This is a genomic window from Microbacterium sp. P5_B6, assembly GCF_056400345.1.
The window spans coordinates 45,253-62,772 of the sequence record NZ_JBFULL010000002.1 but is presented as its reverse complement, the minus strand read 5'-3'; the positions used below and the strand labels follow the sequence as shown (position 1 = coordinate 62,772).

Sequence of the window (17,520 nt, the reverse complement as noted above, 5' to 3'; positions counted from 1 at the left end):
CCCGCTGAGGGATCCCGTGTGGTGCTCGGCGTCACACCACCTCGTGAAGGATCTTGTCGATCACCGCACGAGAAGCCTTTGCCTCGTCTTGTGGGTTGTGTGAACCAGCTGCGGCGGTCAGGAGGAGCATCGCCTTCCACAGTGCCCACGCCCGCCCGCGCACCCACACGTCCTCCTCCCATGGCAGTCCGCGGCGGAACACCTCGCGGGCAGAGTCGTCGAACATCGTCCATGCGATCGCCAGGTCGCATGCTGGATCACCGACGCCGGAGGTGCCGAAGTCGATCACGGCCGTCAGCCGCCCGCTCTGGACCAGCAGGTTGCCGGGAGCGACGTCGCCATGAAACCAGACGGCAGGTGCGGTGATATCCGTCTCGAGTGCAGCGTCCCACAGCTCGCGCGCCTTGTTTGTGTCGATCTCGCCGTCGAGCTGCTGGAGCGAGCGCCGCACTTCCTGGTCGTAGACCCGCGGGTGTGCGCCGCGCCAGAAGCTGTGCGGGCCCGCTGCTGGAGCGTCTTCTGTCCCGACGACGGCAAGAGCAACAAGAAATCGGGCCACGTCGCCGGCGAATTCATCGAGGTCTGCGATCATCGCTCTTCCCGCCGGCACGCCTTCGATCCATCGGTACACCGACCAGGGCCGCTCGAAGTCCGGCGTCGGTGCCCCGAGCGCAACCGGCTGGGGCACCGTGAACGGCACACGACGCCCGATCACAGGCAGCCAGCGCTGCTCCTTCGCGACGGCGGGTGCATAGCCATCAGCGCTCGGGAGGCGCACGAGCAATTCATCACCCAGCCGGAAGCTGCGGTTGTCCCATCCCCCCGGCACCACTTGACGCACGGTCATCCCACTCCACTGGGGAAACTGCGTCGCCACCAACCGCCGAACGAGCGCCTCGTCGATCACCACTCGCCCAGTCTGTCTCACCTGTCCTGTTCCACCCCTGCGCGCGAATAGGCATGCCCACTGAGGGATCAGTGTCGAGACGTCCTCCGCCGCCGGCGTTCAGGGTGTGAACAGCGCGTAAATAGTGTCAGCCTGTGGGTGATCGACGCGAAACGGTACAAGGGTAAACGGCCCGCGTTGCACGTCGAGGGCGGAATCCTCCGTCCGCGCGTCGAGTCCCTCCGCATTGGCGGACGAGACGGCACCAAACTCGTCGACGGCGTCCGAGCACAAGCCAATCTGGTCACCGCAGCCCTAGACGGCACCGGGACTCCCGTCATCGGAGTGCTCTGTTTTCTCGAGGCAGACTGGCCACTCATCGGCGGCTCATTTGCCGTCAGCCGGATCCGAGTCGTCTGGCCTCGCCTACTCATCAAGCAGATGGCAGTCGAGACCGCGGAGACCCGCGACATCGACGCCATCCATGCACGCCTAGCCGCCGCCTTCCCGCGGGCCTAGAGTTCCTCCACACTTTGGACGAACCCCTTGACCGGCCGCCGGCCCCGTCACCGATCTGCGGCAGGAGATATCGGTGCGCGCTGGAGAGCGGGAAATAGGGCTCGACCGCAAATCGGGCGATCCGACCCTGCCCATTCACCGATCGGTTCGCGTCCGGCGAGCGCTAAGTATGTTCTACCTGTCTCGCGCAATGGAGGTCGGATCCGGCGACCGTATCCGAGGGCAGCCTGCGCCTGACTATGGTGCGATCGGCTCCCAAATCAACTCGGCCACATCCAGCACGACTTGGGGGCCTGCCTCGCGTGCGGCATCCGGGAATCGCACCTCGCCGACGCATACACACACCGCATGGTTCAGTCGTCGGTGGCTCGGATGGTCGCTCACGTGCAGCACCGAACCGACAATCTGTCGCGCCCCCGCAGGGTAGGCCCGACCGAAGCCGTGAATCTCGAACAGTAGAGTTGCGCCGTCGTCCGTTTCGATCGCGCCACGCATATCAGGACAGAACGGCCCAGCCTCGGTTCTCCGCATGGGGAAGTTCGCCCCACGCAGCCGACCGCTCACTCCCCCCTCGCACGAGCCGTCGGCGAGGTAGAAGTGCTGCTGCCAGCCACCCTCGAGACCAACCTCCCATCCCGCTGGGTACGAAAAGCGCATCCGATAAAGGTGCTCGAGCCGCATGGCGCCAGTCTTCCACCACTGATTCAAGATTCCCTCGCGCAGACGAATAGTCCGCGTCCACCAGCACCAGTTCTGCATAAAACTGAGCGCGGGCAGGGACGGCCAGGTGATGTCTCCCGCGATGCAGCGCCGCCGACGGCCGCAGACCGATGACGCGCGACCGCGCGAAGCTGGCCTGAGCCCGATCATCGACCAGCATTCGAGCTGAGCGCCGCGTCCCCCGAACCTGCTCGCCGACGACCGCTGTCATGTCTGATCACGAGACGCATCGCGACGAAGCCCAGCTCGAGCATGGTGCAACCGCTGCGGGCGGTGAGAAATTGTCGTACCCCCTTCGCGCCGGCCATTGCTCCTCACTTCTTACGGGCGCATGGCCGGCCGTGTGTCAGTGCGAGCCTTCTCCGGACTGATCGATCGCCGCTGCGGGGCTCGGAACCTTCACCCAGATCGGCGGGTGCGGTTTGCGTCGCTCCCGATAAAGCACAAACGCAAATGGGGCCCAGATGATCACCGCAAGACCGACGCCGACGAGCATCCCACCGACCGTGTCGGAGATCCAATGCGCCCCGAGGTAGGTGCGGCTCAGCATCATCAGCAGTGTGTACGCGGCTCCCACCACCCACACCCACGTGCGCCAGAAGATGATTCCCAGCGTCGTGGCGATGAGCGCTGCATTCGCGCTGTGGCCCGACGGGAAAGAGCCGACGTCGGCCGTGACGAGGATATCGGTCGGACGCGGACGACCAATGAGGTTCTTCATGACCAGGACCACCAGCGCGCTCGCGATCGTGGCACAGACGAAATAGAGCGCCGCCCACGGTCTTCGCCAGATGAGCAAGCCGGCGATGATGACGAGCGGAACAATCGCGATCCCACTGATTCCGCCGCCGACCCAGTTCAACACGAGCGCGAGGAACGTGAACACCGGGAGACGAGCCTCGACCAGTTCTCCCATCCACTCCACCTCGAAACCGAACGGCTTGTCCGCCTGGCGATAGAAGATCACCGCGCCGAGCAGCACGACCAGCAGCAGCGCCGCCGCCGCTGAGACCACCCACCACAGCCGGGCGATCTTCACCGGTGCGGGCGCGGGGCCCTCGACCAGATCCGAGACGTCTTCGTCATCCATCTGCCGATAGTACGTTCAACAGTCGCGGGGAGGGCCCACGAACACCGACGACGGTCCAACGCACGACGTCCCCGTTCCGCGACGCAGTCAGGGCCCATCGTCCCGCAGGCAAGAAGATGTCCTCTTTCGCGGATCAGTGCGGAGCGATCCATCCCGCGTGAACGGGACACGATTGCTGGTCGTCAACCCCTTTGGCGCAACACCATCTCTGAGGGACGCTCGGACGATCCAGAAGGGGCAGTCGAGACGATCCGGGAGAAGGAGAGGCCATGTCGACCAACTCACCCGAAGAGGCGCACGAAGAGACCGAGATCCCGTGGCCCGCGCAGGTGCAAGAGCCCAGCTCTGACAAGGATCCCGGCGAGCAACCGAAGAAGGATGCCACGGCCGAACCCGATCCGAACGGCGAAGCGATCGGCGTGTGAGCGAAGCGCTGAACCCCTCACCATCCGACTGCTCCCAACCGGACAGCTCCCTCCCCCGCCACCGTGAGGACCTTTACCCGGCAACCGGGGATGGCGCTGGCGATCCAGGGAGAGTTGTCTCGATCGGGTCGAGCGACGGCCGGCGTGCGACCCAGCCGCGCGGGGGCCGCTCCGGACAATACCCAACAGGGCGGAACGAAGTGCTCGAGTGGTGATCAGGCCGACTTGTCGTTCGTTTCCTCCGCGGCGGTCGTCAACTCGAGAATGCGCGCTTCGAGCGCACGCAGGAGTGGTTCGCGTCTGGCCGTCTTCAGCACTTCGCTGATGTAGGACTGCGCGAGTCCTGTGGCGACAAGGCCGGCGTAGCGGCTGTCTTCGATTTCGACGACGAGATGACTGACGGCGTCGACGTCGTCGGCGACCATCGCGCGGAGAAGTCGCGCTGCGAGAAGATCTGGTCCATCCATGTCGGATCGCTCCCTTCGCTGCGTGATTCTAGAAATCCATCGGGCGCTTCTCAAGGCCGGCGAGAGCCGCGCACCAAATGTTTCGCCCCTGGGATGGCATCATGCTTCCGCTGCCGCCCCCGCCCACATCGGCAAGCAACGGCCCAGTCACGGGGTCATCCCGAGAGTCTCGGATAGCGGAGGGGGTTGTGTCCGGCGGTGAGGCTCGAGGATCCCGGAGGCTGGCGAAGCCGGTCGCTCGCCCACGGGTCCTGATCGAATGCCCATGATGGTTCCCGATTCGGGCATTGCCGGCAGCGGGATCGGTTCCGAAAGAGCTGCGGAGTATTCTCCCGACCATGGTCGAGGAAGATCCGGTGACAACCAACCCGGCGCACTACCGCACGCTTTTTGAGAACGAGTTCGTTCGTGTCTTGGAGTACAGCGACGAGCCCGGTGAAAGCACAACCCCTCATGTGCATCCGAACAGCGTGATGGTGACGCTCACGGGCTTCCAGCGGCGACTGCGTACCGATGCTGGAGAACGCCAAGTAGACATCGCCGCGAATCAGGCGATGTGGCTCCCGGCTCAACGCCACGCGGGCGAGAACATTGGCCGGTCGACGACGCATACGATCTTCGTCGAACTGAAGGGAGACGCCGCGGGCATCGTCGACGGCAACGTCTTGGGGCCCAGCACCTGACCAGGCCCTGCCCACAGAGGGATCCGAATCATGTGGCGTAGTTGCGGTAGGGCGACGCGAGGCCCATGGATGATTTCAGCACTCCCCCAACGCAAGCCGACACTCGAACGGGGAAGCAACCGAGCCTCGGAATGCCCGCAAACGAGTCCCCTCCGCGCAATACCTGTTTGCGGATCCACCGCGAGCGCGCCCGCCTCGAGAGAGCTCTTCAGTCTGCTGGTGGGCGCCGGTCGGCTATCGCCTGGCGGATCCGCCAGACCGGGAAGCCGCTGAGCTGGGCTATCAAGTCGACATCGAATTGGTGCACGACGTAGGCTTCCCGCACCGCGCGGATGCGGGTGGGATTGTCGGCGAACGCAAGAGCGAATTCGGTGGCGTACCGCTCCCAGACGCTGACTTCATACCCTGGTACGGTCACGCTGCTCCACCTCTTCACAGGTCTGCACGCTCACAGAGCGGTCGTGTCTTCGCTGTGATGCTACGACACCACTGTTAAGGGTGTGAGACGCGCAGATGACAAGGCCAATCCCCGTGAGGGAGGCGCCGCTGCCTCAGCGGACGAGCTGCTTCAGCGGACGAGCTGCTTCAGTTGGTTCCTGGCCTGCTTCTCCACGAGGACTTCAACGAAGTCGCGCACACGCACACCATCGAATTCGGTGTAGCTCTGCGCGACGACTTCGCGGATCTTCGGTGTCGGATAGTCCGCAAACTGGGCGGCGAGGCGTTCAACGATCTCAGAGATGATCAGTTCGGCGTCGGGTGATTCGTGGGACATGTTCGGGTCTTTCAGGCGGGGGTTTGAGCAAGGTTATCGCTTTCCCAGGCCCCACCGCGGGCTGCCCGCGGCCTAGGCGGGAGCGGCCTCAGAAGTGAGTTCTTGATGGTGGCTCGTGCGCTCTCCACCTCCGACAAGTGGCGACATGGAAACCCGTTTCATCGCCACCAGTACGCTCCTTTCGCACCGCTGCATGCGGCGACGTTCCTTCCCGGGGTCAGCGTCACGGCCGGATGGTCTGGAGCCCCTCGTACAACTTCATGACCGGCTTCGCGACCATTCCCTCCGCGTTCAACTACGCGCCACTCAGCGCTGGTGCAATCGGGAAGCCGACACCTGGTCGGCGTCGGGTCGATGAGAGGCCGCCATGATGTCACCTCTGCACAGGTTCACCGTCGTCGCCGCGCTGGCGGCGCTTATGCTCGCTGGCGCATCGGGGGCGCACGCCGCAGGCCGCGAGAACGCCGGGGACAACTCAGCGAACCCCGTGACCGTCGCCGTGATAGGTGATGTCCCGTACGGCCTCGAGCAGGAAGCATCCGTCGGTCAACTGGTTGAAGCGATCAACTCGGACCCCCATGTGCGGCTTGCCATTCACCTGGGCGACATCAAGAGCGGCAGCACGACGTGCACCGACGAGCGCTTCGCCGCCGCGTTGGCCACCTTCGAGTCGTTCAAGGACCCCGTGGTCTACACGCCGGGCGACAACGAGTGGACGGACTGTCACCGCGTGAACAATGGCGGCTACAACCCACTGGAGCGCCTTGCCGCGGTGCGGGCGACGTTCTTCGCTGCCCCCGGTTCTTTGCTCGGCGGCCGGCCGGCGACGGTGGACTATCAGTCCGAGATGATCGAGAACGTCCGGTGGATCGAGTCGCGAGTGGCATTCGCCACGCTTCACGTCATCGGCAGCAACAACGGCCTGAGCGCGTGGACCGGCATCGGGAACACCGTCCCAACGGTGGAACAGACGCGGGAGGTGGACGCGCGGATCGCTGCCGCGATCCACTGGGTCGATGAGACGTTCGACGCGGCGGAGCAGCGGGGCCTTCGCGGGGTGGTGCTCGCGATGCAGGCTGACACCTGGTCCCCCCTCCCGAGCAGCGCACAACAGGCCATCGTCGACCGGATCAGGACTCGCACAGCCGTTTTCGACGGAGAAGTCCTCCTGCTGCAGGGTGACTCGCACACCTTTCTCGCCGACAATCCGCTGGCACTGGACAACTTCACGCGCATCGTCGTGCACGGAGAGACGTTGCCCTTCGAGTACTTGCGTCTCACGATCAACCCGGTTCAGGGCGAGCTCTTCACTTGGGAGCGCGTGCCCGTCATCGAATGATGCGACGATTCGCCTGCTGTCATCAGCGTCCAACCGGTGATCTCGAATACCCGCCTCCATCGATGGCCGTCGTGGAGGAGCGAGGGCGTAGGTGACCGCGGCGAGCTTCGTGTACTGGCGCCCACCCACAGGCGGTCAGTCGCATCGGGCGGCCGGCTGGCGATGACGTAGAGTGCGTGACGTGGACAACGGTGTCGGCGAGTGGTTCCTGAACCGTGCCGAATGGGCGAATCCGCACACTGCGGTGCATGGGGGTGGTGCGGGTGCCGCGCCGTGGTCGGAGGGCAATCTGGTGCGCCCGCTCGTGCACGGGGCTGCCTATTTTGAGCGGCTTCACAACGAGCTGTCGGACCTGGGGCCGGGAGACCGCGTGTGGTTCACCGACTGGCGCGGCGATGCCGATGAGCGGCTTCTGCCAGACGGGCCGTCGATCGGCGAACTCCTCGCCGGGCTGGCTCGTGCCGGCGTAGAGATCCGTGGTCTGATCTGGCGATCCCATGGTGAGCGGGTGTCTGCGCCGATCAGTGGCCGTTCGAATGTCCTCCTCGGCCGCCTCGTGAACGATGCGGGAGGGGAGGTCCTGCTGGATCAGCGGGTGCGTCTGTTCGGATCGCATCACCAGAAGTTCTTCGTCATCCGCCGCCGCGATGACCCCTCGCGGGACGTTGCGTTCGTCGGCGGGATCGACCTCTCGCACAGCCGCCGCGACGACGCACATCATGCGGGAGACCCGCAGGCGCTGTCGATGAACCGGCGCTACGGCACTCAGCCGCCGTGGCACGACGCCACCCTTGAACTGCGGGGCCCCGTGGTCGCCGAACTTCTCGAGGTGTTCGCCGAGCGCTGGAACGACCCCCATCCACTGGATCACCGCACTCCCTATCGCATGCTTCTGCAACGACTCGCGGACATGCCTCGTCACCCCAAACCGCTTCCCGAAGCCGCACCGCCACCGCCTCCCACGGGTCCCCACGCAGTTCAGCTGCTGCGAACCTACGGGCCCAAACGGCCGCCATTCCCCTTCGCCCCCACGGGCGAGCGCACCGTCGCGCGGGCCTACGCAAAAGCGTTCGCCAAGGCCCGCTCGTTCATCTACATCGAGGACCAGTACCTGTGGTCCACCGAGGTCGCCGCCGGAATCGCCGACGCCCTCATCGCCAACCCTCGGCTGCAGGTGATCGTGGTGCTGCCGCGATACCCGGACGCGGACGGGCCCCTCACCGGACCGCCGATGCGGCTGGGTCAGCTGCGGGCCGTATCGATGCTGCGGCGCGCCGCACCCGACCGAGTCGGCGTGTTCGACCTGGAGAACGCCGTCGGCACTCCGATCTACGTCCATGCCAAGGTCTGCATCGTGGACGACACCTGGTTCACCTGCGGGTCGGACAACTTCAACCGGCGCTCATGGACGTCGGACAGCGAGCTCACCTGCGCCGTGCTCGACACCACCGCCGAAAGCACCGGCGCGCACGAAGCCGGAACCGACGAGGGGCCGAGGCGTGGAGTCGCCCACGACCTGCGCCTGCAACTCTGGTCTGAGCACCTGGGCCTCGCGGCGGACGACCCTCGGCTGCTCGACACCCGCTCGGGGCTCGCGCTCTGGAACTCCACTGCGGACGGGCTCGATCGATGGCACGCCGGCGACCGCCGCTCCGCGAGACCCATCGGACAAGTGCGGCGTCACAGCATCCAACCGGTTTCGCGAGCTCAACGACTATGGGCGGCGCCGCTCAATCGCCTGATCATAGATCCGGATGCCCGGCCCCGTCGTTCGAGAGGCACCCCGGTGTTCTGAACCGGCGACGATTACTCGCAGCCCGCTTCTGGTCTGAGAGCGCCCGTCAGCGCAGCGCCACTACGATGCGGGCATGCCCTTGCTCCGAACCGTGGTCCTGCCGGGGCTCGCTGTGATCGCCGTGTTCGCCTCGGCAGGGCGGGCGATGCGGCTCCTCGGCGGCGACGACCCGCCCGAGGACCGGGCCGTGCGTGCGCTCCAGGATGCGTTCGGCCACCGGCCGGACGACGGCGATGCCGCCGTCGCGTCTGACCGCGCCGACGCCACTGTGCCTCGCGAGCCGATCGACCGGGTCACCGAGCCGCTCTCGTGGTACTCCGGAGTGCCGCAGACCATCGCGAACGGGGCGATCTGGTGCGGCATCACCTGGGTGCTGACACGCGACCGGCGCTCGGCGGTCGCCCCTGCGGCGGTGCTCGCCCTCGAGACCGCGTGCTTCGTCGCATCCGCCGCGTTCGTGGGACGGCCACGACCCGAGGGGGTGTGGCGCCCGGAGCAGCCGCACGCGACGTCATCGTTCCCCTCCGGGCACACGGCGGCAGCCTTCGCGCTCCACGGCACGCTCGCGGACCTGCTCGACAGCCACGGCGCCGGTGGCACGAGACTCCTCGGCCCCCTCCTTCGGTACGGGATACCTGGAGCGATCGCGTTCTCGCGGATATACCGGGGCCAGCACCACATCTCAGACACCGTCGCAGGCGCCATCCTGGGACGGTGGAGCGCCGCTGTCGTGCGGCGGGAACTGATCTCGTCATAGGCGGGCATGAGGCGCCCACCCCACGGTCTCGCAGGTCTCGCAGGTCTAGCGATCGGGTCCGATCGCGACCCTCGGCCTAGTACCGTCGAATGACATCCGCCTGCTCGCGCAGGCCTCATCCGGAGGTGGCCCGTGCACGGTGTCAAGGAAGAGTCGGGCTGGACCAGGTTCTGGAATCGGGCGCGTTGGTGGAAAGCACTGATCCTTGCTGCCGCCTACCTGGTCCTCTACAACCTCGCATCATTTCTCATGCTGCCGTTCATCTCCGCGGCCAGCGACCCGGACTCGGCGTCCTACGTCTTCGTGCTTTATGTCGTGCCGATCTTCCTCGGTGGGGTGATCCTGGTCGCGTTCGGAGCATCAGTGGGGTGGCTGAGAGACCTGTTCCGACCGCAGCCGATCGGCGGTCGGGGGTGGATGTGGATCGCCGTTGCGGTGGTGCTCGTCTTCAACCTCCTGCGGTTCGTGACGATCGACTACCCCGCAGCGGGCATCGAGTATGTGCTGACCTGGCTCCTCGCCGGCCTGTTCATCGGATTCGCCGAAGAGGTCCTCACCCGCGGCTACGTCGTTCGCATCATGAGGAAGGCGGGACATCCTGAGATCGTCGTGGCACTCGTCTCGGCCGCGCTGTTCGCCCTGCTGCACGCGAGCAATCTGCTCACCGGGCAGGCCATCCTGCCGACCCTGCTGCAGTTGGTCTACACCTTCTTCTTCGGCATCTGCATGTATCTCGCGCTCCGCGTCACTCGAACACTGATCGCGCCGATCCTGCTTCACGCGAGCACCGACCCGAGCATCTTCCTGCAGTCCACCTTCCCCACTGCCGGCCCCCTCGCCGCCGTCGCCGGACTCGGCAACATCGCCGTCATCTTCGCTGGCCTCGTGCTGGTCTTCTTCATTCGCGGCCGAGTCCAGCCGAGCCCCTACCCGGATTGACCGGAACGCAAGCGACTCTGTTCGTTCATGGGCGGACGCGAAATACTCGAGGGATGCGTGAAGCAACCAGTCCGAAGCGACGCTATGAGCCGATCTACTCCCTGGCGATCGGTGTCGGGCGATTCTTCTTCGGCGGGATCCTCCGCCTGCGGCCCACGATGTCGGGCGTGGAGTCGATCCCCGCATCGGGTCCGGCCGTGCTGGCGATCACACACTTCGGCTACATGGATTTCGCCTTAGCCGAGTGGATCACCTGGTTGCGAACCCGACGCCGGATCCGGTTTCTGGTGACCAGACGGGCCGCCGACAAACCCGTGGTCGGCTGGCTTCTGCGTCAGATGCGGCACATCCCCGTGGATATGAGGGCCGGTTACGACGCCTACACCCAGGCGGTTCGGGCGCTGCAGGAAGGGGAACTCGTCGGAGTCTTCCCTGAAGCAGGCGTCAGCGCCTCATTCACTGTGCGCGACCTCAAGACAGGGGCGGCGCGCATGGCTGGCGCCGCGGGCGTACCCCTGATCCCCGTCGTGGTCTGGGGTGGCCAGTTCCTGCGAACCAAGAATCATCGACCCCGGCTCCGCGAGGCCTTCCAAGCTCCGATCCGCGTTGCGATAGGCGTCCCGATGGAAGTGAGTTCGTCCAAGGAATCCGCAGCGAAGACAGCTGTGCTGCGATCGGAGCTGCAAGCACTCCTGGACGAAGCACAGGCAAACTACCCCAGATCCGGGGAGGGTCAGTGGTGGCAACCAGCCCATCTCGGCGGCGCGGCACCGAGTCCCGCCGAGGCAGCCGTCGCAGAGGCGGAGCGCCAGCGGCGAAGGTCGGCCGAACGGGGTGGGCCAGAGAACGCATGAAGCGAGCCCTGCAGCCCCTGTCGGGGCGTAGCGTGACAGCGTGCGAGCTCACAGACGGGCAGACCCGGGCGCGGGCGCGGGCAGGATCGGCTGACGATGGATGCCTCTGCCCTGGCCGAACTGGTCGAACTGCGTCGGCGCGCGTACAGCCGGGACGCCGACATCACCGGCGACTGGGTTGCGCTGGAGCGTCTCGCCGAGCTCGAGCAGCTCGCCCTCGCAGGCCGGCTTGAGGCCGCGCTCGCGCCGTCGCAGACGGCGGGCGCCCCACGGGCCGAGGCCCCGGCATCCGATCGCCTCACTCAGCCGGGGCTGCCATCCGATCCCGTCACTCACCCAGGTGTGACATCCGATCCCGTCACGCCTGCAGGCCCGCCGGCCGACGGGCCGAACCCGGGACGACCCTCGTCCCGCCGCCGTCTGATCGTCGGCCTCCTCACCTCGGTCGCGGTGCTCGCGGCGGCCCTCGGCGCCGCGCGCGGGTTGCAGACGGCGTGGGACCCGACCGGCACGGGTGCCACGACCGCATCTCCGACGGCACGGCATGCCGCGGCCGATCTCACCGCGAGCGATCCCGTGACCATCCGCCTGATCATCGACAGCGTGACCGGCGAGTTCATCGACGTCCCCTCGCAGCCCGATGCACCCGTGTTCCTCGCCAATGGCGTGACGACCTGGCGGCAGCCGCTCGGCATCTACTACGGATGGGCGCTCTGGGTCGGCGGGGCATGGAATGGGCAAGGACAGAAGAACTGCCTGCTGTTGACCAACGGCGCCGCGACCGAAGCGCAGTGCATTCCTCTCGAGACCACCGCCGACCGGCGGCTCAGGGTGTCGCTCGCCTACGACACGCTCACCGAACATCAGCGGCCCCCGGACATGACACGCGCTCAGCAGGTGACTTTCGGTTGGGGCGGCGGGGCCTACATGACCATGGAGATCACCGACAGCGGATGAGCCCCTCTCCCCCGCCCTCCTCTGCGGTTCGGCGTTAGGCAGGACGGCGAACGAGTAGGCGCGACTCATTCAGGGGCGTCAGCCCCTGAACGCTGTTACGGGATCACTTGGATGGCGGACTTCGCGGCCAGCAGTTCCAGTGCGTTCAACGGATCACCGGTCGAGCAGGTGACGGTGATCGCCAATCCGAGAAGTGGACCAGTGAACGCCCGAGCGGCCGTGACCGATCTACCTCCGGACGCTGACCCTTCGATGAGTCGCATGGCGACCAGGTCGTTGCCGGGCACACCGAGCGCGAACCCCTGGTCGACCGCATCCTCGGGAGCAAAGCCGTCGGGGTCTTCGGACCACAGCGCAACGAGCGCGTCGCTGGCCTCCCGATCACCGGGGGTCGCGCTGTCTTCCTCCAGCCGCGACTGCTGGAAATCGGCCGTGCAGTCACCGTCACCGGATGCATAGGACCAGCTGCCATCGTCAGGCTCGCCATCGTCGAGCAGGCTCGGCTGCAGGCGTGGCCTCGGGCACCGCACTGCCGGTACACCCGGCTAGTACTACGGCCGCAGTGATGATCAGACACGCCCCAACCCCGTGCCTGCCGCCCATCCTGATCTTCATTGTCTTCCTTTCGGGACGGGACCACGAAGACTCATCAGCGAGGCTCGCCGGCAATCACAGCGCACACGACAAGGTCCCAATGTGTGCGTATGACCGATCCCCAAAACCAGCACCCCGCGACGCGACACGTTGCGCGCCTGGCGCCAGTATGGAGTGGGAGCGTCACCGCAACAAGGGGGGCCGCGAGCAACCCCAATAGTCTGCGAGATGGACCGGACGGACGGCGAAAGGGGGCGCCCCGCAGTGCGGAGACGCCCCCTCGTGGAGAAACCGGCCGCTCAGCCCTTCTTGGCGGAGGGATCGCGGGTGATGACCACAGAGTCCTGCACAGTGCCGATGGTGTCCACGCCGGTGGAGGTGACGAACTTGTCGGCGGTGGCGTTGGTCGGCTGCGCGGGCGCACCCGAAGCCGGCTGGTTCGCGTTGTAGACACCGTTGCCGTCCGTGTCGACGAGCGTGCTGGCCCCCTGCTGGGCGCCGCACCACGTTTCGCGGCCCTGGGTGGTCGCCTTGTTCGGGTAGTCGCAGACACCCGCGACCACGTTCGACACCGTCAGCGACTTCGACGTGACTTCCACCTTCAGGTACGTTCGCACGTTGTCCTGGTTCTCCACGGAGTTCGCCCAGTGAAGCGCGTGCGTGCCAGCCGGGGTGCCGTTTGCCGGGTTTGCGCCTGCGGCGGCATACGGCATGGTTTCGAGGTCGTACCGACCGTTCAGGGTGGCGTCGCTGGTGGTGCCGACGCGCGGCTCCGTGAGGCCGTAGTACTTCGAACCCGATGCGGAGTTCGTGGTCACGTAGACGACGCCGCCCGGGCCCTCGAACACCGAGTCCGCGCCAGCCTGCTCGGCTTCGTTCTGCCGCTCGGCTCCCGCGCCGCCATTGCGCAGCACGTACGAGCGCGAGTACGAGTGGTCGTGACCCTGCAGCACCAAGTTGATGCCGAGGTCGGAGAAGCCCTGAGTGAACGATGGGCGGCGTCCGACGGCGTCAGCGTCATTGGCGTGCGATGCCGGCGAGTAGATCGAGTGGTGGTACGAGACAACCTTCCACATGGCGTTCGGGTTGGCCTCGACTGCCTTGCGGACGAAGTCGATGTGCGCCGGGTTCTTGGTTGTCGACTGCGCGTTGGAGTTGATCACGACGAAGAGCACGCCCTTGTAGGTGTACCAGTAGTCGCCTCCCGCGGCCGTCTGCAGGTCGGGAGTGGTCACGTCGTTGTTCGGCGGCGTGAAGTGATACCGGTAGCCGAGGTCGGACGAGTCGTGATTTCCGATGGCGGCGGCGTACGGGATGCTGCGCAGCTGTTCCGGCTGGAACCACGCGTCCCACTGCGACTCGACGTTGGCCGTCTCGATCTGGTCGCCGGTGGACGTGAGCAGTTCGAGCGGCAGGCCGTCGTTGGCGGCATCCTTCTGGAGGACGTTCAGGGTGTCCACCCAGCCGGCGGCGTCTTCCTTCATGTCGGCGGAGACCGACTCGCGGTTGTTGCTCGACTCTGCACCGATCTGCGGGTCCCCGAAGGCGGCGAAGGTGAATCCCCTGCCCACTCCGAACGAGCTGGTCTTGAAGGTGTAAGTCGGGGAGGCGGTGCCGTCGGAGGCCAGCACGCGGTAGGAGTACTCCGAGTTCGCGTCGAAGTCCTGGAGCAGGGCGCTGCCGCGGAAGGGCGAGCGGGCGACGTCGCCGGACGAGGTGCCGGTGGTGGCGATGATGTCGGCGGGGACGCTCACGGCGTCCTCGTCGAACGCACCGCCGTTCAACTCCTTCGTCTTCTCCAGCTGGACGACCGAGGGCGTATTCCGGTCCGCGTACCAGGTGACGTATCGCGAGTGGTCGTCGGCGCCGACGCCGAGGACGATGGTCTTGATCGTGACGGGCGTGTCGGCAGCAATCGCCGACTGAGTCGCGAAGACGCCGCCGGAGACGGCGCTGACGCAGAGGGCGATCAGCGCGACACGGGCGACCGCTTTGCTGCGCGAGATATTCTTCTTCATCTGTTCGGATCCTTTTAGGGGTCGAGTGAATAGGCGAACACGTCGAAGCTCGCAGGACCGGGCAACGGCCGAGTGAACTCTTGGCCCTGTGCAGGTGTCCGACGGGCGATGTTTCCGGCTCTCCGCTTTCCCGCCGCGTAGCTTGGACTCCGGGGCGCCCATGGCGGCGCCCCTGTATACCCTGCGAACCGCATCCCCTGACGAATGGATCTGCTCAGTGCCCGTGCTGACCCCCCGAGGCGCCCGCCGCCCCGCCGTGATGTTCATGCTCGCGCTCGTAGGAGCGGCAGTGGTCACGGGCGCATGGCTCCTTCTGTCTACCGAGAACGACGACGCGGAGGCGGTGTCGGCTCTCCCGGGGTCGCACGCGACAGGCGGTCTGGCGGAGGGTTTCCATGCTCCGGACGTCGACACGTACTACAGCGGCCAGGTGGTCGAGCCGGATCCTGAGACGTGGTCCGACGTGCGCCCGCCAGCCGGCTACCGGGTGCTGGTGCTTGCAGAGGGCGGAGATGAGAGCACTGCTCGCGACCCGCAGGTGAAGATCCTCGTGGATGCGGCGCAGCGATGGGCCCGCGAGGAGGACCGTGTCGACCTCACCGTGCGATACCTGGACGACCCGCACACGCACATCGACGAAATCGATCGCGCGGCGATGTCGGGGAGCGCCGACATCATCGTGACGGCGGGCAACGGGCTGGTCGACCCGGTCGCGGTCGTGTCCGCAAACTACGCCGGTGAGAACCCTCAGCAGTTCCTCGTGCTGGGGGCAGAGGTGGCAGAGCCCACAAGCAACATCGCAGCCACCGACTGGGAGGGTTCGGTCTACCTGGGCGAGGGAGTCCCCGAGGCGGACTACTACGACCCGGCCGCGGTGACCGCGCCGCGTGCATACGCGGCGCTGCGAGCCGGGGCCGCCGCCGTACTCAGTGGCTACACCTCGCTGATTGTGCGCATCCCCGCGGATCGCTACTGACCGGCCCCTCGTGGCGGGGGCCGGTCGCACCGGCCTTCCTCGAGCATGGGCTGGAATGCCGTGATCCACCAGTTCCGAGGGTTCGACCCGGCATCCGCGGCTCGTCTCAGCGACCAGCCTGACGCCTCACCCGAGCCCGAACAACCGCTGCGCGAACCAGATCAGTCCCATCAGCGCAACGCCGGCAGCCGTGACGACGCCGACGAGCAACCCCGCACGCGGCGTGCGACCTCGCAGCAGCATCAGCAGCGGGAAGACGACCAGGATGATCGAGAGCTGCACCGCCTCGATGCCGAGGTTGAAGACCAGCAGCGACCCGAGCAGGGGCCAGGAAAACTGCTCGTCGATGCCGAGCGCACTGGCGAAGCCGAGCCCGTGCAGGAGTCCGAAGCCGAACACAACGCCTAGTCGCGCCAGGTCCAAACGGTCCAGGCCTTTTCGGTTCGGGGGTGCGAGCAGCGCGGACGGATTGCTGCGCTCGAGCCAGACGCGCCACAGGTACCACACGGCGACGACCGCGATCGACGCGGCGATGAGCGGCTCGACGATCCTGGCGGGGACCGTCACGAAGCCGAGCGCGGCGAAGATGAACGTCACGGAGTGCGCGACGGTGAAGGCCGTCGCCGCAAGCACGATGTCGCGCAGACGACGGGAGCCGACGATCAGGGCGAGCAGGAACAGGATGTGGTCGATGCCGAACAGCAGGTGTTCGGCGCCGAGTACGAAGAAGTGCCCGAAGCGCTCGAGCACAGGCTCCTCGGTGCTGAACACGGGGGTCTCGGCGTTGAGCGTGGCGCTGCCGGCCTGCCCGTCGAGGTCGTACTCGAGGATCGTGACGGTGCCCTGAACATACGCTTCCTCATCGGGGAAGAGCGAGCTGCGGAACGTGTGCGCGGAGACCGGGTCGCACGTGAAGTCGAGCGTCACTATCGCGTAGGGGACGTCATTCCGCAGGGTCGCATCAAGGTTCCCCTTGCGGTCGGAGGTGCATGCCCTGTCACCGGCCGTCACCTCGAAGCGCTGTGACACGTAGGCCGTGATGTCGTCGGCGTACGCGTTCAGGGCGGATGCCTCGTCGCCCGTCTGAAACACGTCCATGCCGTCGTCGAAGAACTGCGGGACATCCTCGAAGTCGGCGACGGAGACGACGAGAAGGTCGTACTCAAGTTCGATCGTGGCGCGCACCGCGCCCTTCGGCGCGCCCGCCGGCTTCGAGGCATCCACGTACACGACGCTGGAGAACCCGTGTGCGTCGGCCGATGCGACGGGGACGAGCACGGCGAGCAGTGCGACCGCGAGGGCGACGATCGCGAGCCCGAACGTGACGACGCCAGTGGAGGCGGAACGGCGGCCGCGGTGAACGGTGATCATCTGGCTCCTTCAGGGCACGCCGATGGTCGCCGAACCAGTTGAACGGGAATCGGACGCCAGACGAACACCGGGCGAACCGCATCTCAGGCGCGCCGTCGTGCCCCCCACCGTCCGCCCTGGCAGAAGATTGCGACGACGGCGGACCACCGCGTCCCGTGCGATTCCGAACCTGCAGTTCTCTGCAGTCCGGCGGTACGGTCAGCCATCAGGGCCGGGTGAGGCGAAGAACTCCTAGAAGTTCCAGTCGTCGTGCTCGGTCGCGACGGCCTTGCCGATCAGGGACGACGAGCCCGGCCCCGAGAACAAGTCGTGGTTCTCGTCGGCGTTGGAGAGCGCCGACAGGATGGCGGCGCGA

At 66.4% G+C, this 17,520-nt stretch carries 19 protein-coding genes and 1 pseudogene; 10 read left to right on the top strand and 10 right to left on the bottom strand.

What is annotated here, in order from left to right; genetic code table 11:
- Positions 1–31: 31 nt before the first annotated feature.
- The gene (locus tag AC1DP3_RS02030; protein WP_477290792.1) at positions 32–910 is read right to left on the bottom strand and encodes an aminoglycoside phosphotransferase family protein; all 879 of its coding nucleotides are present in this window, start codon (positions 908–910) and stop codon (positions 32–34) included.
- A 135-nt stretch (positions 911–1,045) separates the two neighbouring features.
- Here AC1DP3_RS02030 and AC1DP3_RS02025 point away from each other — a divergent pair, with 135 nt between their 5' ends.
- Positions 1,046–1,405, top strand: a complete 360-nt coding sequence (locus AC1DP3_RS02025) for a hypothetical protein (protein ID WP_477290790.1) — start codon at positions 1,046–1,048, stop codon at positions 1,403–1,405.
- Positions 1,406–1,642: 237 nt separating this feature from the next.
- On the opposite strand, the gene AC1DP3_RS02020 is transcribed toward AC1DP3_RS02025, so the two are convergent.
- Complete coding sequence (locus AC1DP3_RS02020) at positions 1,643–2,086, bottom strand: DUF3237 domain-containing protein (protein WP_477290788.1); 444 nt, start codon at positions 2,084–2,086, stop codon at positions 1,643–1,645.
- A gap of 385 nt (positions 2,087–2,471) precedes the next feature.
- Positions 2,472–3,215, bottom strand: a complete 744-nt coding sequence (locus AC1DP3_RS02015) for a phosphatase PAP2 family protein (RefSeq protein WP_477290786.1) — start codon at positions 3,213–3,215, stop codon at positions 2,472–2,474.
- Positions 3,216–3,484: 269 nt separating this feature from the next.
- Between AC1DP3_RS02015 and AC1DP3_RS02010 the strand changes: the two genes are divergently transcribed.
- Positions 3,485–3,640 carry a hypothetical protein gene (locus AC1DP3_RS02010; RefSeq protein ID WP_477290784.1) on the top strand — a complete coding sequence of 52 codons (156 nt, stop codon included), beginning with the start codon at positions 3,485–3,487 and terminating at the stop codon, positions 3,638–3,640.
- A 215-nt stretch (positions 3,641–3,855) separates the two neighbouring features.
- On the opposite strand, the gene AC1DP3_RS02005 is transcribed toward AC1DP3_RS02010, so the two are convergent.
- Positions 3,856–4,107 (bottom strand): hypothetical protein, encoded by a 252-nt coding sequence (locus AC1DP3_RS02005; RefSeq protein ID WP_477290782.1) that lies wholly within the window; start codon positions 4,105–4,107, stop codon positions 3,856–3,858.
- A 338-nt stretch (positions 4,108–4,445) separates the two neighbouring features.
- Between AC1DP3_RS02005 and AC1DP3_RS02000 the strand changes: the two genes are divergently transcribed.
- The gene (locus tag AC1DP3_RS02000) at positions 4,446–4,790 is read left to right on the top strand and encodes a cupin domain-containing protein (RefSeq protein ID WP_477290780.1); all 345 of its coding nucleotides are present in this window, start codon (positions 4,446–4,448) and stop codon (positions 4,788–4,790) included.
- 208 nt (positions 4,791–4,998) lie between these two features.
- Here the strand turns inward: AC1DP3_RS02000 and AC1DP3_RS01995 are convergent, their stop codons facing one another.
- On the bottom strand, positions 4,999–5,208 hold the full coding sequence (locus AC1DP3_RS01995) for a hypothetical protein (protein WP_477290778.1): 210 nt from the start codon (positions 5,206–5,208) through the stop codon (positions 4,999–5,001).
- 150 nt (positions 5,209–5,358) lie between these two features.
- Complete coding sequence (locus AC1DP3_RS01990) at positions 5,359–5,565, bottom strand: three-helix bundle dimerization domain-containing protein (protein ID WP_477290776.1); 207 nt, start codon at positions 5,563–5,565, stop codon at positions 5,359–5,361.
- A 370-nt stretch (positions 5,566–5,935) separates the two neighbouring features.
- On the opposite strand from AC1DP3_RS01990, the gene AC1DP3_RS01985 reads away from it, so the two are divergent.
- The 6 genes from AC1DP3_RS01985 to AC1DP3_RS01960 all read left to right on the top strand — a co-directional run bounded on the left by AC1DP3_RS01985 (position 5,936) and on the right by AC1DP3_RS01960 (position 12,206).
- The gene (locus AC1DP3_RS01985; RefSeq protein ID WP_477290774.1) at positions 5,936–6,904 is read left to right on the top strand and encodes a metallophosphoesterase; all 969 of its coding nucleotides are present in this window, start codon (positions 5,936–5,938) and stop codon (positions 6,902–6,904) included.
- Positions 6,905–7,085: 181 nt separating this feature from the next.
- Positions 7,086–8,699 carry a phospholipase D family protein gene (locus AC1DP3_RS01980; protein ID WP_477290772.1) on the top strand — a complete coding sequence of 538 codons (1,614 nt, stop codon included), beginning with the start codon at positions 7,086–7,088 and terminating at the stop codon, positions 8,697–8,699.
- Between the two features lie 73 nt (positions 8,700–8,772).
- On the top strand, positions 8,773–9,456 hold the full coding sequence (locus AC1DP3_RS01975; protein WP_477290770.1) for a phosphatase PAP2 family protein: 684 nt from the start codon (positions 8,773–8,775) through the stop codon (positions 9,454–9,456).
- A 132-nt stretch (positions 9,457–9,588) separates the two neighbouring features.
- Complete coding sequence (locus AC1DP3_RS01970) at positions 9,589–10,395, top strand: lysostaphin resistance A-like protein (protein ID WP_477290768.1); 807 nt, start codon at positions 9,589–9,591, stop codon at positions 10,393–10,395.
- 53 nt (positions 10,396–10,448) lie between these two features.
- Positions 10,449–11,249 carry a lysophospholipid acyltransferase family protein gene (locus tag AC1DP3_RS01965; RefSeq protein ID WP_477290766.1) on the top strand — a complete coding sequence of 267 codons (801 nt, stop codon included), beginning with the start codon at positions 10,449–10,451 and terminating at the stop codon, positions 11,247–11,249.
- A gap of 96 nt (positions 11,250–11,345) precedes the next feature.
- Complete coding sequence (locus AC1DP3_RS01960; protein ID WP_477290764.1) at positions 11,346–12,206, top strand: hypothetical protein; 861 nt, start codon at positions 11,346–11,348, stop codon at positions 12,204–12,206.
- 95 nt (positions 12,207–12,301) lie between these two features.
- Here AC1DP3_RS01960 and AC1DP3_RS01955 read toward each other — a convergent pair whose 3' ends face one another.
- The gene (locus tag AC1DP3_RS01955; RefSeq protein ID WP_477290762.1) at positions 12,302–12,736 is read right to left on the bottom strand and encodes a hypothetical protein; all 435 of its coding nucleotides are present in this window, start codon (positions 12,734–12,736) and stop codon (positions 12,302–12,304) included.
- A gap of 363 nt (positions 12,737–13,099) precedes the next feature.
- Positions 13,100–14,818: a purple acid phosphatase family protein gene (locus tag AC1DP3_RS01950; RefSeq protein WP_477290760.1), complete on the bottom strand. Its 1,719-nt coding sequence runs from the start codon at positions 14,816–14,818 to the stop codon at positions 13,100–13,102.
- 217 nt (positions 14,819–15,035) lie between these two features.
- Here AC1DP3_RS01950 and AC1DP3_RS01945 point away from each other — a divergent pair, with 217 nt between their 5' ends.
- Positions 15,036–15,794, top strand: coding sequence for a hypothetical protein (locus tag AC1DP3_RS01945; RefSeq protein ID WP_477290758.1), 759 nt, complete (start codon positions 15,036–15,038; stop codon positions 15,792–15,794).
- A gap of 126 nt (positions 15,795–15,920) precedes the next feature.
- Here the strand turns inward: AC1DP3_RS01945 and AC1DP3_RS01940 are convergent, their stop codons facing one another.
- Positions 15,921–17,165 carry a HupE/UreJ family protein gene (locus AC1DP3_RS01940; protein WP_477290756.1) on the bottom strand — a complete coding sequence of 415 codons (1,245 nt, stop codon included), beginning with the start codon at positions 17,163–17,165 and terminating at the stop codon, positions 15,921–15,923.
- Between the two features lie 231 nt (positions 17,166–17,396).
- Positions 17,397–17,513, bottom strand: a pseudogene (locus tag AC1DP3_RS01935) (class 1b ribonucleoside-diphosphate reductase subunit beta); the annotation flags it as partial.
- Between the last annotated feature and the right edge of the window lie 7 nt (positions 17,514–17,520).